The sequence below is a fragment of the Microbacterium sp. KR10-403 genome, assembly GCF_040196215.1.
Taxonomy (GTDB): domain Bacteria; phylum Actinomycetota; class Actinomycetes; order Actinomycetales; family Microbacteriaceae; genus Microbacterium.
In genome coordinates this window covers 291004-307310 of sequence record NZ_JBEGDC010000003.1, presented here as the reverse complement: position 1 = coordinate 307310, position 16307 = coordinate 291004, and the positions used below count along the sequence as shown (strand labels likewise).

10 protein-coding genes are annotated in these 16307 nt (G+C 72.0%); 9 read left to right on the top strand and 1 reads right to left on the bottom strand.

Annotated elements, in window-relative coordinates:
- Positions 1 to 95 precede the first annotated feature (95 nt).
- The 8 genes from aroA (at position 96) to ABMQ42_RS08135 (ending at position 14066) form a co-directional block, all read left to right on the top strand.
- Complete coding sequence (aroA, locus tag ABMQ42_RS08170; protein WP_349722436.1) at positions 96 to 3170, top strand: 3-phosphoshikimate 1-carboxyvinyltransferase; 3075 nt, start codon at positions 96 to 98, stop codon at positions 3168 to 3170.
- The gene (locus tag ABMQ42_RS08165; RefSeq protein WP_349722435.1) at positions 3115 to 4311 is read left to right on the top strand and encodes an acyl-CoA dehydrogenase family protein; all 1197 of its coding nucleotides are present in this window, start codon (positions 3115 to 3117) and stop codon (positions 4309 to 4311) included. Before aroA ends, ABMQ42_RS08165 begins: the two co-directional genes overlap by 56 nt.
- Positions 4308 to 5150, top strand: a complete 843-nt coding sequence (locus ABMQ42_RS08160) for an SDR family oxidoreductase (protein WP_349722434.1) — start codon at positions 4308 to 4310, stop codon at positions 5148 to 5150. The genes ABMQ42_RS08165 and ABMQ42_RS08160 overlap by 4 nt, the downstream gene beginning before the upstream one ends.
- 7 nt (positions 5151 to 5157) lie before the next feature.
- The gene (locus tag ABMQ42_RS08155) at positions 5158 to 7200 is read left to right on the top strand and encodes an oxidoreductase (protein ID WP_349722433.1); all 2043 of its coding nucleotides are present in this window, start codon (positions 5158 to 5160) and stop codon (positions 7198 to 7200) included.
- A gap of 103 nt (positions 7201 to 7303) precedes the next feature.
- Positions 7304 to 7993, top strand: a complete 690-nt coding sequence (gene imuA' / locus ABMQ42_RS08150) for a DnaE2-dependent mutagenesis accessory factor ImuA' (protein WP_349722431.1) — start codon at positions 7304 to 7306, stop codon at positions 7991 to 7993.
- Positions 7993 to 9537, top strand: a complete 1545-nt coding sequence (locus tag ABMQ42_RS08145; RefSeq protein ID WP_349722430.1) for a Y-family DNA polymerase — start codon at positions 7993 to 7995, stop codon at positions 9535 to 9537. Before imuA' ends, ABMQ42_RS08145 begins: the two co-directional genes overlap by 1 nt.
- 30 nt (positions 9538 to 9567) lie before the next feature.
- Positions 9568 to 12972, top strand: a complete 3405-nt coding sequence (locus tag ABMQ42_RS08140; protein ID WP_349722429.1) for an error-prone DNA polymerase — start codon at positions 9568 to 9570, stop codon at positions 12970 to 12972.
- Between the two features lie 68 nt (positions 12973 to 13040).
- Positions 13041 to 14066 (top strand): aldo/keto reductase, encoded by a 1026-nt coding sequence (locus tag ABMQ42_RS08135; protein ID WP_349722428.1) that lies wholly within the window; start codon positions 13041 to 13043, stop codon positions 14064 to 14066.
- A 43-nt stretch (positions 14067 to 14109) separates the two neighbouring features.
- Here the strand turns inward: ABMQ42_RS08135 and ABMQ42_RS08130 are convergent, their stop codons facing one another.
- The gene (locus ABMQ42_RS08130) at positions 14110 to 14394 is read right to left on the bottom strand and encodes a Fe-S cluster assembly protein HesB (protein WP_349722427.1); all 285 of its coding nucleotides are present in this window, start codon (positions 14392 to 14394) and stop codon (positions 14110 to 14112) included.
- A gap of 175 nt (positions 14395 to 14569) precedes the next feature.
- Between ABMQ42_RS08130 and poxB the strand changes: the two genes are divergently transcribed.
- The gene (gene poxB, locus ABMQ42_RS08125; protein ID WP_349722426.1) at positions 14570 to 16303 is read left to right on the top strand and encodes a ubiquinone-dependent pyruvate dehydrogenase; all 1734 of its coding nucleotides are present in this window, start codon (positions 14570 to 14572) and stop codon (positions 16301 to 16303) included.
- Positions 16304 to 16307: the final 4 nt, after the last annotated feature.

Here is a 16307-nt window from a genome sequence, read left to right as displayed (position 1 = left end):
CCTGCGGCCCTCCGATCTCGAGAGTAGGGTCGCTCGTGGCAGATCGATGACGTGAGCTGCCCCCTCGGGTCGCTCACGGCCGGAGGGAGGCTGGAATGCATCTGGCAGTGGTGGGAAGCACCGCGCGCGTGCACGGGACGGTGCGGGTCCCGAATTCCAAATACCACGCGCACCGGGCCCTGATCCTGGCGTCGCTGGCGCCCGGCACGAGCCGGATCAGCGGGCTGAGCGACGCGCGCCACGTGCAGTACACGGTCGGCGTGCTGCGGACGCTGGGCGTGGACGTCGAGGTCGACGGCGACACCTTCGTCGTCCACGGCGGGCGGTATCACCCGCGGCGCGAGCGCGTGAACGTCGGCAGCTCGGGATCGACGCTGTACTTCATGGCGGGCCTGTCGGCGCTGGCCGATGAAGACATCGTGCTCACCGGGCAGAAATACTTCCAGCGCCGCCCGATCGGACCGTTGCTGCGTGCCCTGAGCGACATGGGTGTGGATGCCGCATCGCCCACCGACTGCCCGCCGCTGCGTATCCGCCACGGGCGCCCCGCCGGCGGCGTGGTGCACATCGCCGGCACGCTGTCGCAGTGGATCTCTGCACTGCTGCTGGTCGCGCCCTTCGCCCGTGCGCACACGGCCGTGATCGTCGACGGGCCGTTCAACGAACGCAGCTACGTCGACCTCACGGTGCGCATGATGGCCGCGTTCGGGCTCACCGTGACGGTCGCGGCGGACGGGCGCCGGTTCGACATCGAGCCGGGCCAGACGCCGCACCCGACCGACCTGACGCTGCCGCCCGACATCGGCTCGGCGGCGTTCGGGCTGGCGGTGGCGGCGCTGCGCCCCGCCGATGTGCTGCTGACCGGGCTCGGCAGCACCGACCCTGCGGCGGTCGACCACCCCGAGGCGGACTTCCTGAGGATCGCCCACGAGATGGGGCTGCCGATGACGGTGGATGCCGAAGCCGGCGGCGTCCGCGTGCAGCATGACGGCCTGCGGCTGCAGCCGGTCGACGTCGACTGCCGGCTGGTGCCCGACATGCTTCCGGTCCTGTCGGCCATGGCGGCCGTCGCCGACGGCGAGAGCGTCTTCCACGATGTCGAGCACGTGCGGCTGAAGGAGTCGGACCGGGTCACCTCGATGCTGCAGCTGAACGCCATGGGCGGCGACGTCGACTTCGACGGGACCGACCTGCGCGTGCGCGGCGTGCCCCGGCTGCACGGCGCGCACCTGTCGTCGTTCAACGACCACCGGGTACTCATGTCGCTGGCGGTGGCGGCGTCGTCGGCTGCGGGGCGCTCGACCCTGACGTTCCCGAACGCCTACCGTATCTCCTACCCGCAGTTCCTGGACGCGATGACCGAGCTGCATGTCGACATGCAGGTCGAGAAGGGACCCGCCCGCCCGACGGCCCGCCGGCGTCCGCCGGCCGGCACCGCCGACGAGGCGGCACGCGTCACCGGTGCCGAGTGGATCCGCCGGTGGGCGCACGAGCGGCCGCACGCGCTGGCGCTGGTGGATGCCGCCCCCGACCGCACCGCGCGGATGACGTGGTCCGAGCTCGACCACGCCGTCGACAAGGCCGCAGCCCTCTTCCTCGAGCTCGGTGTCGAGGCCGGCGACCGGATCGCGGTGCAGCTGCCCAACTGCGCGGGCTTCGTGGTGGTGGCCGCGGCCGCGGCGCGCATCGGGGCCGTGATCTGTCCGATCATGCCGATCTTCCGCGAGCGCGAGGTCGCGTTCGCGCTGAAGCGGTCGCGGGCGAAGCTCGTCGTGGTCGCCGACAACTTCCGCGGACGGCAGCACGACCATGAGCTGGCCGACATCCTCGCCGGGCCCGCGGCATCCGATCTGTCCGTCACCGACGTGCTGGTGATGCATCTGACCCCCGGGGTGGCGCATGTGCTGCCGCCGTGCGAGAACCCCGACGTGCGCTGGTATGCCTGGCACCGCGCCACGGCCTGGGTCAAGCCCGACCGGGCGGTGCTCGACGCGCGGGTGCCGCGCCCCGACGACGACGCGCAGCTGCTGTTCACCTCGGGCACCTCGGGCGAGCCCAAGGGTGTGCTGCACACGCACGCGAGCCTGAGCCGGGCGGCCTGGATGGAGATCGAGCAACTGCCGCTGAACTCGACCGACAGCGTCTTCATCCCCTCGCCGCTCGCGCACCAGACCGGCTTTCTCTACGGCATGTGGCTGGCGTGGGCGCTCGGGGTGCCGGCGATCGTGCAGCGGGCCTGGAACGGCCGCCGCGCGCTCGAGGTGCTCGACGAGTGGGAGGGCACCTTCGTGCAGGCGGCCACGCCTTTTCTCACCGACCTCGTGCGCGAGGTCGAGGCGGGCGCGCCCGCTCCGCGCACGCTGCGGATCTTCGTGGCCACCGGCGCCGCGGTGCCGCGGGCGCTCGCCGAGCGCGCGACGCGCGTGCTGGGCACGGCGGTGTGCGGCGCGTTCGGCACGACCGAGACCGGGCTCGCCGCGCTGTCGACGCCCGGGGATCCCCCCGGCAAGGCCTGGGGCACCGACGGGCGCGCGCTGCGCGATGTGCGGCTGCGCATCGTCGACGACGACGGCCACGCCGTCGCGCCGGGGGTGGAGGGCAACTTCGAGCTGTCGGGGCCGACGGTGTTCCGCGGCTACCTCGACCGACCCGACCTGAGTGCCGAGGCGTTCGCCGCCGACGGCTGGTACCGCACCGGCGACCTCGCCCGCATCGACGACGACGGCTACCTGCGCATCACCGGGCGCGTGCGCGACGTCATCAACCGCGGCGGCGAGAAGGTTCCGGTCTCCGAGATCGAGCAGCTGCTGTATCGACACGAGGCCGTCGACGACGTCGCGATCGTGGCGATGCCCGACGAGCGGCTGGGCGAGCGGGCCTGCGCGTTCGTCGTGCTCGTGCCGGGCAAGCGCCTGACCTTCACCCGCCTGCAGCAGTACCTCGACGACAACCGGGTCTCCAAGAGCTACTGGCCCGAGCGCCTGGAGATCATCGACGCGCTGCCGCGCAACGCCGTCGGCAAGGTGCAGAAGTTCGTGCTGCGCGAGCAGGCCGCGACGCTCAAACCCCAGCGATTCTCGACCCTGACAGACACCGACAAGGAGGGCGCCCTCGATGACCAGCATCCCGGTCACAGCCGACGGACGTGGAAGCCGAATAGAACAGCCTGAGTACGACGCCCTCCTGGACGAGGTCACCCGGTGGGTGCGGGGCCCGGGGGAGAGCTGGGCGGAGCGGATCGAAGAGACCGGGACCCTCCCGCGCGAGCTGTACGACGAGCTGAGACAGCGCGGGTACCTGAGCATGGCGGCGCCGGCTGAGCTCGGCGGGCGCGGGCTGTCGTTCAGCCAATGGATGGGGCTCATGGAGGTCTTCTCGCGCTCGCACGCGTCGATCCGCATGCTGGTGCACGTGCTCAACGGCACCTGGCGTGCGATCAATCCGCACGTGACCGACGCGCAGCGCGACCGGTTCGTGCGGCCGATGATCGCCGGCGACCTGCTCGTCGCGTTCACCCTCACCGAGCCCGGCAACGGCACCGGCGCCGACATCACCAGCACGGTGCGGCGCGAGGGCGACACCTACCTGCTGAACGGCCGCAAGCACCTCATCACGTTCGGCGTGAACTGCGACCACTGGCTGCTGTTCGCACGGCTCGAGGGCACGAGCGGCAAGGACGGCACCGTCGCCCTGCTCGTCGACCGGCACGCGCCCGGAGCCGACGTCGAAGACACCTCGCAGACCATGGGCGTGCACGGCACCGACCACGCGAGCCTGACCTTCGCCGACACGCCGGTGCCGGTGGCGCAGCGGCTGGGCGAAGAGGGCGACGGGCTCGCCATCGCCCTGGGCGGCTTCCTCACCCCGAGCCGCATCTCGGTGGCGATGAGCTGCGTGGGGCTCGCCGAGCGGGCGCAGGAGCTGGCCGTCGACTACGCGACCGGTCGCGTGACGTTCGGCAAGCCCATCGCGTCGCGGCAGGCGGTGGCGTTCATGATCGCCGAGAACGAGGCCGACATCCAGGCGGCCAAACAGCTCACGCTGCATGCCGCACGGCGGTGGGAGGAGGGGGCGGATGACGCGGCCGCCCTGTCGTCGATGGCCAAGATGACCGCGGTCGACATGCTCACGCGCGTGACCGACAAGGCGCTGCAGGTGCACGGCGGCATCGGGTACTGGAAGAGCTCGCCGATCGAGCGCGTCTATCGGGACGCGCGGGCCCAGCGGTTCGAAGAGGGCACCAACGAGATCCAGAAGACGGTGGTCGCCCGTGACGTGTTCACGCGCGCGGCGCAGGAGGAGGACGCATGAGCACGCCCGAGACCGACGACGCGAGGGAGTACGAGGGGCGCGTCGCGCTGATCACGGGGTCGTCGCGCGGCATCGGCCGCACGCTCGCGCTCGATCTGGCGGGCAAGGGCGCATCGGTCGTCGTCAACTACCGCACGAATGCCGACCTCGCCGAACAGGTCGTGGCCGAGGCGCAGCGCCGCGGCGGCGACGGGATCGCCGTGCAGGCCGACATGGAGAGCCCCGAAGACATCGTGCGCCTGTTCGATGCGACCGCCGAGAAGTACGGGCGACTCGACTTCTTCGTCAACAACGCGGCCGCGGCGGCGTTCAAGCGGGTCGCCGACCTGAAGACGCACCATCTCGACCGCTCGTACGCGATGAACCTGCGCCCGTTCGTGCTCGGCGCGCAGGAGGCCGTCAAGCTCATGGACCGCGGCGGGCGGATCGTCGCGGTCTCCAGCTACGGCAGCATGCGGGCGTTCGCGACCTACGCGGCGCTCGGTTCGTACAAGGCGGCGGTGGAGTCGTTCGTCCGGTTCATGGCCGTCGAGTTCGCCGGATACGGCATCACCGTGAACGGCGTGAACGGGGGGCTGATCGACTCCGACTCGCTCGACTACTTCTACTCGATGCCGGGTATGGCGCCCATGCAGAAGGTGATCGACGCGATCCCGCTGGGGCGCCCCGGCACCGTCGAAGACATGGCGAACGCCATCGACTTCCTCCTCTCCGACCGCGCCGGGTACATCACCGGGCACACCATCATCGTGGACGGCGGGATGACGGTGGCAGCGCCTCCGTACTGGCACGACACGAGCGACCCGTTGGGGCTGCCGCCGCGTCCCGTGCGGGACTGACCGGGCCGTGGCATCCATCCCTCTTCCGTCCACCGCGGCACGCTATCCGTCCGTGCGCACGCCGGTGCGGGTCGGCGCGCTGACGCTGCCGCATCGCATCGTGATGGGGTCGATGCACCTGAACCGCGAGACGGGTGACCCGGCCGCGCTCGCCGCGTTCTACGCGGAGCGCGCGCGAGGCGGGGCCGCCCTCATCATCACGGGCGGCGCCGCGGTCAGCCGCGTGGGCGCGGGCGGGGTCGGCTACGGGATCATCGCCGAGCCGGCGCACGCCACGCCGTGGCGGACGGTGGTGGATGCCGTGCACGACGCCGGCGGACGCATCGCGCTGCAGCTGTTCCATGCGGGGCGCTATGCGTCGCCCGCGGCGTTCGGGCTCACACCGGTGGCGCCGTCGGCCGTGTACAGCCGGTTCTCGGACGCGACGCCCGAGGCGCTCGACGACGCGGGGATCGCCGCGACCATCGATGACTTCGCCCGTGCCGGGCGTATCGCGGTCGAGCTTGGATTCGACGGCGTCGAGATCATGTCGTCGGAGGGGTATCTGCTCAATCAGTTCGCCTCGCCGGTCACCAACCGGCGCGACGACACGTGGGGAGGGGATGCCGCGCGGCGGCGCGCCTTTCCGGTCGCGGTGACCCGCGCGGTGCGCGATGCGGTCGGCGCCGCGCCGGTGATCGTGCGGATGTCGGGTGCCGATCTCGTCGAGGGCTCGTCGACGCCCGACGAGGTCGATGCGCTGGCGGTCGCGTTCGTGCAGGCCGGTGCCGATGCGATCGACGTGGGCGTCGGCTGGCACGAGGCGCGGGTGCCCACCGTGCAGTCGATGGTGCCGCACGGGGCGTTCACGCCGGTGGCGGGGCGGATCCGGGCGGCGCTGGCGTCGGCCTCTGCGGCCGGTGGGCTCGCGGGCGCGGTGCCTGTCATCGCGTCGAACCGCATCAACACCCTGGAGCAGGCCGAGCGGGTGCTCGCGGCGGGCGAGGCCGACATCGTGTCGATGGCGCGGCCGTTCCTGGCTGACCCGCACATCGTGGCGGCGTCGTTCGCCGGCCGCGAGGCCTCGGTGACGCTGTGCATCGGCTGCAACGAGGCCTGCATCGACCGGTCGCTCGGTGTCGAGCCGGTCTCGTGCATGGTCAACCCGCGGGCGGGGCGGGAGATCGGGTTTCCGCTGGTGGCGGCATCCCGCCCCTCCTCACGGCGGGTCGCGGTCGTCGGTGCGGGGCCCGCCGGCATGGAAGCGGCACGCGCCGCCGCCTTCGCCGGTGCGCGGGTGACGCTGTTCGACGAGGCGCCCGAGATCGGCGGGCAGTTCCTGCTGGCGGGCGCCGTACCCGGCAAGGGAGACTTCGCCCTGGTCGCACGGTCGTTCGCGCACCTGCTCGACGAGACGGGCGTCGAGGTGCGGCTCGGGCATGCGGCGGGGCTGGAGGAGGTCGCGGGGTTCGACCACGTGATCGTCGCGACCGGCGTCGTGCCGCGCCGGGTCGAGCTGCCGGGCGTCGAGCGGGCGCTCGACTATGCGCAGGCCTTCGCCGATGTGTCGCGGGTGGGGGAGCGGGTTGCGGTCATCGGCGCCGGCGGGATCGCCGTGGACCTTGCGCACCTGCTCGTCGAAGACGGCGCTTCGGACTTCTTGGTCGAGCACGGTCTGCGCGCGGGAACACTGCCGCCGCCGCGCCGGCAGATCACCATCATGCGCCGGCACGGGCCGATCGGCGCGGGCATGGGCGTGACGACGCGCTGGGCGGCGGTGCAGGCGATCCGGCGGCGCGGGGTGCGCACGCTCACGGGGGTCGAGTATCGGGCGGTCGAACCCGGCGGCGTGCGCATCACGGTGGACGGCGCCGAAGAGCTCGTCGGGGCCGACACCGTCATCGTGGCGGCGGGACAGACGCCGCGCGCGGGGCTCGCCGCGGAGCTCGCGGCCCGCGGCATCCCGCACTCGGTCGTCGGCGGCGCGCGGAACACGGCCGGGCTGAACGCGGTCGCCGCGTTCGAGGAGGGCCTGCGGGCGGGGGATGCCGCGGCCCGCACCGCGCGCTGACTGTCGAACATAGCCCACGGATCGACGTGTTTCGGATGTCGGAGGGGGCGTCTATCGTCGTTCCTGCATTGACCGCCTAGAACATGCGTTCTAGAATGAGGAAGTGGGGGCGATCATGTCGGCAGGTGCTGCGACAGCGCAGGAGATCTCGCTTCTGCGCGCGCAACTCGAGCGGGTGCAGGGGCGCCGGCTCGGCGCCGCGGTCCTGCCCACACTGCCGAGCCTCGCCTCGCTCCTGCCGGGCGGCGGCCTGCGGGCGGGCGCCGCGTACACGGTGGCGCCGTCGGCCTCGCTGCTGCTGGCGCTGCTGGCCCGGCCGTCGCAGGAGGGCTCCTGGTGCGGTGTGGTGGGGATGCCCGAGCTCGGTGCCGAGGCGGCCGAGCAGCTCGGGGTCGATCTGTCGCGGGTCGTGCTGATCCCCGATCCGGGGGCGCGCTGGCTCGCGGTCACGGCGACCGTCGCCGATGTGCTGCCGGTGGTCGCGGTGCGTCCGGGCGGGCGGGTGACCCCGGGCGACGTGGCGCGGCTGTCGGCGCGGCTGCGCGATCGCGGCGGGGTGCTGCTTGTCCAGGGCGTGTGGCCTCAGGCCGAGGCATCCATCGCCGTCGACGCCTCGGAGTGGACGGGTGTGGGCGACGGACACGGCTTCCTGCAGCGGCGCGTGCTGACGGTCAGCGTCACGAGCAGGCGCCAGGCGGTGCCGCGCCGCGCCCGGCTCGTGCTGCCCGATGAGACCGGCGGCTTGTCGGCGGTACCGACCGCGGCGCCGGTGCCGATGCGGGCGGTGGGCTGATGCGCAGCCTGGTGCTGTGGTTCCCCGACTGGCCGGTGACGGCGCTGCACCGGCAGCGCGGGGCAGAGGGGGCGGATGCCGCACCCCTGGCGATCGTGCACGCGAACACCGTGGTCGCCTGCTCGGCGGGTGCTCGCGTCGAGGGCGTGCGGCGCGGGCAGCGGCGGCGCGACGCGCAGGGGCGCTGCCCGCGGCTGGAGATCGTACCGGCCGACGACGATCGCGACGCCCGGGAGTTCTCGCCGGTGGTCTCGCGCATCGAGCAGCTGGTGCCCGGGGTGCAGATCATCCGCCCGGGGCTGTGCGCGCTGCGCGCACAGGGGCCCGCACGCTTCTATGGGGGCGAGAATGAGGCCGCCTGCGAGATCCTCGACGTGCTCGCCGAGGGTGAGGAGCTGCCCGGCGTGCGCGCGGCCGTCGCCGACGGGCCGTTCACCGCCGAGCAGGCCGCGCGCACGACGACCGCCGACAAGCCCGTGCGCATAGTGCCGGCGGGCGGGGCGGCGGCCTTCCTCGCGCCGCTGCCGGTGACGACCCTGCAAGACGACGGGCTGGCCCACCTGCTCAGCCGCCTCGGCGTGCACACGCTGGGGGCGTTCGCCGCACTCGACGCCGGCCTCGTGCGCGACCGGTTCGGGCCGGCCGGGCAGCGGCTGCACGAGCTGGCGGGCGGGGCCGATTCGCGGCCGGTGCAGCCGCGCACGCCGCCGCCCGAGCTCGACCGCGAGGTCGCGTTCGAGCCGGCCGTCGAGGCTGCCGAGCAGGTCGCGTTCGGCATGCGCATCGCCGCCGACGAGTTCATCGCGGGTCTGGGTGCGACCGACCTCGTGTGCACCGAGCTGCGCGTCGAGCTGACCGGAGATCGCGGTGAGCGCAGCGATCGGGTGTGGCTGCATCCGCGCTCGTTCGATGCGGCGTCGGTCATCGACCGGGTGCGCTGGCAGCTGGCCGAAGATGCGCAGAACCGGGTGCTGCGCAGCGGGGTGACGCTCGTGCGGCTGCATCCAGAGGCGGTGGATGCCGCATCCGCCCACAGACCGGCGATCTTCGGCTCCGGCCCCGACGAACGCGTGCACCATGCGCTCTCGCGCGTGCAGGCGATGCTCGGGCACCGCGGGGTTCTGACCCCGGCGGTCGGCGGCGGCCGGTGGCTGACCGAACGGCAGGTGCTCGTGCCGTGGGGCGATCGTGGCGACCGCGCCGTGGCGACCGAGCGTGCCCGTCCCTGGCCGGGGAGCCTCCCGCCGCCCGCACCCGCGACGGTGTTCCCGCAGCCGCAGCCGGTCGACGTCGTCTCGCAGACGGGGCTGGTCGTCGAGGTCGACGACCGCGGAGAGCTCAGCGCCCCGCCCGCGCGGCTGACCGAGGCCGGCCGGTGGCGCGAGATCGTGTCGTGGGCCGGCCCGTGGACGGTCGACGAACGGGGATGGGATGCCGCCCGTGCCCGGCGTGCGCACCGGTTCCAGGTCGTGGATGCCGAGCAGAACGCCTGGCTGCTCGTGTGCGAGGGCGGCCGCTGGGCGGCGGAGGCGCGGTATGACTAGCGCCACCGCGCACAGAAGAAGGCCGCGCTGATGGGCTTCGACAACCCTTCCGTGCCGTGGTCCGAGATCGAGCGCGTCCTCAGCGACCGCCGCCGCCCGCGCCCCGTACCGGCCGACGCCGACGGCGGCGACAGCCCTGCCTGGTCGCACAAGCGCGGCCCGTACGTGCCGCCGCCCATCGCCCGCCCGGCCGATGCCGTGCCCTACGCCGAGCTGCACGCGCACTCGTCGTTCTCCTTCCTCGACGGGGCGTCGTCGCCCGAAGAACTCGTCGAAGAGGCCGAGCGGCTCGGCCTGCATGCCCTGGCGATCACCGACCATGACGGGTTCTACGGCGTCGTGCGCTTCGCCGAGGCCGCCGCCGAGCGGCAACTGAAGACCGTGTACGGCGCCGAGCTGTCGCTCGAGCTTCCGAAGCCGCAGAAGGGCGAGGCCGATCCCGCGGGCGCACACTTGCTCGTGCTCGCGCGCGGGCTGGAGGGCTACCACCGCCTGGCCGCCGCTCTCACGCACGCCCAGTTGCAGGGGGCCGAGAAGGGGCGCCCGGTCTACGACCTCGACGAGCTCGCCGCGCAGGCAGAGGGGCACTGGGCGATCCTCACCGGCTGCCGCAAGGGTGCCGTGCGGCGCGCGCTGGCCGACACGGCGCTGACGGGGGGCGTGGATGCCGCGGCCGCCGAGCTCGATCGGCTGACGGCCCTGTTCGGCCACGACAACGTGTACGTCGAGCTCATCGACCACGGCGAGCCGCTCGACTCCACGATCAACGACCTGCTCGCGGGCCTGGCCGCCGAGCGCGGACTGCCGACGATCGTCACGAACAACGTGCACTACGCCCAGCCGCAGCGCCGGCTGCTGGCGGCGGCGGTGGCGGCCGTGCGTGCGAACCGCAGCATGGACGAGCTCGACGGCTGGCTGCCCTCGCACGCGAGCGCCCACCTGCGCAGCGGCGCCGAGATGGCCCGCCGGTTCGCGCGCTACCCGGGCGCGGTCGCGCGCACCGTGGCGCTCGCCGACGAGCTGGCCTTTCCGCTGCGCATGGCCAAGCCCGCCCTGCCGAAGCTGCCGGTGCCCGATGGGCACACGCCCATGTCGCACCTGCGGCAGCTGGTGTGGGGCGCCGTGCCGCGCAAGTACCCCGAGCTGCGGCCCGAAGACCGCGAGCGCATCGCCCACGAGCTCGACGTCATCGAGCAGAAGGACTTCCCGGGCTATTTCCTCATCGTGCACGGCATCGTGCAAGAGGCGCGGGGCCGCGGCATCCTCTGCCAGGGTCGTGGCTCTGCCGCCAACAGTGCCGTCTGCTATCTGCTCGACATCACCGCGGTCGACGCCATCGCGTACGAGCTGCCGTTCGAGCGGTTCCTGTCGAGCCTGCGTGAAGAAGAGCCCGACATCGACGTCGACTTCGATTCCGACCGCCGCGAGGAGATCATCCAATGGGTCTATGCGCAGTATGGCCGCGAGCGGGCCGCGCAGGTGTGCAACGTCATCCAGTACCGGCCCAAGAACGCGATCCGCGACATGGCGCGCGCGCTCGGCTATTCGCCGGGTCAGCAGGACGCCTGGTCGAAACAGGTCGAGAGGTGGGGGGCGAGCCTTTCCACCGACACCGGCCACGACATCCCCGATCAGGTCGTCGAATATGCGGAAGAGCTGCTGAAGGCCCCGCGGCACCTGGGCATCCACTCCGGCGGCATGGTGCTCACCGAGCGGCCCGTCGGCGAGGTCGTGCCCATCGAGCACGCGCGCATGGAGGGGCGCACCGTCATCCAATGGGACAAGGACGATGCCGCCTGGATGGGCCTGGTCAAGTTCGACCTGCTGGGGCTGGGGATGCTGGCGGCCCTGCAGCACACCTTCGACCTCATCCGCACCTCCACGGGGGAGGAGTGGGAGCTGGCCACGATCCCCAAGGAGGAGAAGGCCGTCTACGACATGCTGTGCCGGGCCGACTCGATCGGGGTGTTCCAGGTCGAGTCGCGCGCGCAGATGGGGCTGCTGCCGCGCCTGCAGCCCCGGAGGTTCTACGACCTCGTCATCGAGATCGCGCTGATCCGGCCGGGGCCGATCCAGGGCGGCGCCGTGCACCCGTATGTGCGCCGCAAGCTCGGACGCGAGCCGGTCACCTACGCGCACCCGAAGCTCGAGCCTGTGCTGGCGCGCACGCTGGGGGTGCCGGTGTTCCAGGAACAGCTTATGCAGATGGGCATGGCCGTCGGCGGGCTCTCCGGCGAAGACGCCGACCTGCTGCGGCGCGCGATGGGCTCCAAGCGGGGCGTCGAGCGCATCGAGTCGCTGAAGACGAAGCTGTACGAGGGCATGGCGGCCAACGGGCTGGTGGGGGATGCCGCAGACGCCATCTACGCGAAGATCCAGGCGTTCGCGAACTTCGGTTTCGCCGAGTCGCACTCCCTCTCGTTCGGGCTGCTCGTGTACGCGTCGTCGTGGCTGAAGCTGCACTACCCGGCCGCGTTCCTCGCGGGGCTGCTGCGTGCCCAGCCGATGGGGTTCTACTCGCCGGCGACCCTCGTGGCCGACGCGCGCCGGCACGGCGTCGAGGTGCGCCGCCCCGACCTGCACCTGTCGGGGGCCGATCCGGTGGTCGAGCGGGCCGACGACAGGACGGTCACCGGCATGGATTCGTGCCTTGACCGCCATCAGAGCCCGACGGGCGACTTCGACATCGACGCGCCCGACGAGTCGGCCGCGCACCGGCGCGACGGGGCGTTCGCCGTGCGGCTGGGGCTGGCTGCGGTGAAGGGGATCGGCGACGACCTTGCCGCGAAGATCGTCGCCGAGCGCGACGCGCACGGTCGCTACCGCGATCTGCGCGACCTCGTGCGCCGGGTGGGCGTGAACACCGCGCAGCTCGAGGCCCTGGCCACCGCAGGCGCGTTCGAATGCCTGGGGCTGACCCGGCGCGAGGCGATCTGGCTGGCGGGTTCCGCCGCACAGGACCGGGCCGAGTACCTGCCCGACTCGATGGTGTCGGTGCAGCCGCCGCTGTTCGGCGACCCGTCGAGCTACGAGCGGCTGGCGGCCGACCTGTGGGCGACCGGGGTGTCGACCGACGACCATCCGCTCACGCACTTCCGCGCGCCGCTGGACGCCCGCGGGGTCCTCACCTCGCGCGAGCTGCGCACGCACGAGGTCGGCCGACGCGTCGAGGTGGCGGGGCTGGTGACCCACCGGCAGCGGCCGGCGACGGCATCCGGCGTCACCTTCCTCAACCTCGAGGACGAGCACGGCATCGTCAACGTGATCTGCACGACCGGCGTGTGGACGCGCTACCGGCGCACCGTGCGCGATGCGCCGGCCCTGATCGTGCGCGGCATCGTCGAGCGCTCGGAGGAGGGCGTGGTCAACCTGCTGGCCGACGCGTTCGAAGACCTGCGGGTGGGGGTGACACACCACTCGCGGGACTTCCGCTGACCCGGAGTTATTGTCTACGATTGGAGAAATATCGAACGATGACGCGCGTTGTTCAGAGAGGAACCCGCATGACCATCCCCACCCGCACGACAGGCCCGACCGGCATCACGGTCTCCGAACTCGCCCTCGGATCGTGGAACACCTGGGACCGCGCCGCGTACGACACCGTCGTGCAGACGCTGCGGGCGGCGATGGATGCCGGGGTCACGACCTTCGACGTGGGCATCTACGGCCCGCACCTCGACGACCCCGACCCCGACGCCACCGAGATGGTGTTCGCCCGGGCGATGGCACAGCTGAAGCCGCGTCGTGAGGATATCCGGCTCGCGGTGAAGGCATGGCTGCCGCAGCCCGGCATCGACGCGCCGACGTTCGCGCGGCAGCTGGACGCGATGCTCGAGCGCCAGCACACCGACTACGCCGATGTGCTCGTCCTCGGCGACCTCATGGCGCCGCGCGACGACTACTCCGCCTTCCTTGTGCAGCTGGCGCCGCTGCTGCTGAGCGGCAGGACCCGCGCATGGGCGGTGAACAACTGGTCGGCCGCCGAGGTCGCCGAGATCACCGGGCAGGCCGGGGCCGCGGGCATCGCCGGTCCCGACTATGCGCAGCTGAAGTACGGACTGACCCGCCGCTCGATCGCTGAGGGCGCGCCGTACCGCGAACTGCACGAGGCGATCGGCGTGCGCGTGCAGGCGTCCGACGTGTTCGAGGGCGGGCTGATCTTCGGCCCGCGCACCGACGGCACCGCCCGCATGATCGGCGGCGACATCGGCGGCACCCAGGCGCGCATCACGGCCGGCGTCGCGCAGATCCGCGAAGCCGCGGCCTCCCTGCACACCACCGTCGCAGCTCTGGCGGTCGCCGTGCCGCTGCTGAACCCGATCACCGCGAACGTGCTCGTCGGTGCGCGCACCCCCGCGCAGCTGCGTGACGCGCTGGCCGCGTTCACGCTGCTGCAGGAGCACGCCGCCGAAGAGATCCGCGCCGTCGCCGACGCGTTCTGGTTCGACCGCGACACGGTCGCGGCCGACGCGTCGTGGGGCACCCGGCCCGACGACGACCCGGCCACCTACGTCGTGCAGGAACGCTGAGTGAAGAGGGTGCGGCCCGGGAGTACTGGCCGCACCCACCCGGTCAGACCTGGGCGGTCAACCCGAAGCGCACGCCGCCGGTGTCGTCGACCTGGGCGTCGAGCACCTGGTCGTCGAGGGCGGCGGCCGCTCCTTCATCGAGGAAGACGCGGGCGCCTTCATCATCGACGACGGTGTCGGCCTCTTCCGGTGCCGCCACGACAGACAGCGCGAAACCCGCGGTGGCATCGTCTCCGCCATGGATGCGGAGTCCCGCCGTCTCGGCCTCGGGGCCGTTCGAGACGATCGACTTCACCGCGGTCTGGGCGTTCTCGGTCAGGGTGAGCATGCGTGCTCCTTCCGTCGGGGTGGGGTAGGGACGCTGAGTCGGCCACGATTCCCTCATCGGCGGCCAGATGCAACCCTCCGCGCTGTTTCTGAGAGGATTCACATGCCCTTCATCCCGTATCGACACGGCGGCAGACCCCCTCGCGGTCGCGGCATCCACCGCCTACTCTGGCGGCATGTCGACGAATGTGGCCGAGCTTTTCGTACAGACCCTGAAGAACGCCGGCGTGCAGCGCATCTGGGGGCTTCCCGGTGACTCGCTGAACGCCTTCACCGAGGCGCTGCGGCGCGACGGCGGCATCCGCTGGATGCACATGCGGCACGAGGAGTCCGCGGCATTCGCAGCCGGTGCCGAAGCCGAGCTCACCGGCGAGATGGCCGTGGTCGCCGGCAGCTGCGGGCCCGGCAACCTGCACTTCATCAACGGCCTCTACGATGCGCAGCGCTCGCGCGTGCCGGTCCTGGCGATCGCGTCGCACATCCCGCTCGCCGAGATCGGCAGCGGATACTTCCAGGAGACGCACCCCGAGACCCTGTTCCGCGAGTGCAGCGTCTACTGCGAGCTGGTCAGCGACGCCTCGCAGGTCCCCTGGGTGCTCGAGAACGCGATGCGCGCGGCCGTGAACGAACGCGGCGTCGCCGTGGTCGTGGTGCCCGGCGACGTGTTCTTCCAGAACGCGCCCGACCGGCGGCCGTCGGCCCCGATCCGCGCGTCGGTCGCGCACGTGGTGCCGGCCGAAGATGAGCTGCGCGCCGCCGCCGAGATCCTCAACGGCGCGAAGAAGGTCACGATCCTCGCGGGCGCCGGCGTCGAGGGCGCCCACGCCGAGGTGCTCGCGCTCGCGGAGAGGCTGCAGGCGCCCATCGTGCACGCACTGCGCGGCAAGCCGCACATCGAGTACGACAACCCCTACGACGTCGGCATGACGGGCCTGCTCGGCTTCGCGTCGGGCTATCGCGCGATGGACAAGTGCGACGCCCTGCTGATGCTGGGCACCGACTTCCCCTACCGGCAGTTCTTCCCCGAGAAGGCGAAGATCATCCAGGTCGACGTGCGCGGCGCACAGATCGGCAGGCGGACCCCGGTCGACGTGGGTCTCGTCGGCGACGTGCGCAGCACGGCCGCGGCGCTGCTGCCGCTGATCTCCGACGGCCGCGCAGGCAAGCACCTGAAAGACAGCGTCGCGCACTATCAGAAGACGCGGCGTGAGCTCGACGGGCTGGCCAGCTCCGACGGAAAGAAGCCGATCCATCCGCAATACGTCGCGCGTCTGGTCGACGAGCTGGCTGCGGAGGACGCCGTGTTCACCGCCGATGTCGGCACGCCGGTGGTGTGGGCCGCGCGCTACCTGCGGATGACGAAGGAGAGGATGCTGCTCGGCTCGTTCGTGCACGGCTCGATGGCCAACGCCATGCCGCAGGCGCTGGGCGCCGCGGGTGCCGACCCGGGGCGCCAGGTCGTCGCCCTCGCCGGTGACGGGGGACTGGCCATGCTCATGGGCGATCTCATCTCGATCACGCAGAACGACCTGCCCGTGAAGATCGTCGTATTCAACAACTCGTCGCTGAACTTCGTCGAACTGGAGATGAAGGCCGCCGGCATCCTGAACTTCGGAACCGACCTGCACAACCCGAACTTCGCTGATGTCGCCACCTCGGTGGGGATCACCGGCATCCGCGTGGAAGATCCGGCGGAGTTGGAGGATGCCCTGCAGCGCGCGTTCGCGGTGCCCGGCGCCGCGCTGGTCGACGTGGTCGTGGCGCGTGAGGAGCTGTCGATTCCGCCGGCGATCACCGCCGCGCAGGCCAAGGGCTTCACGCTCTGGGCGCTGCGTACCGTGATGAGCGGTCGCGGCGACGAGCTGCTGGACCTGGCCGACGTCAACCTCGTGCGGCGGATCTTCCGCTGACGGC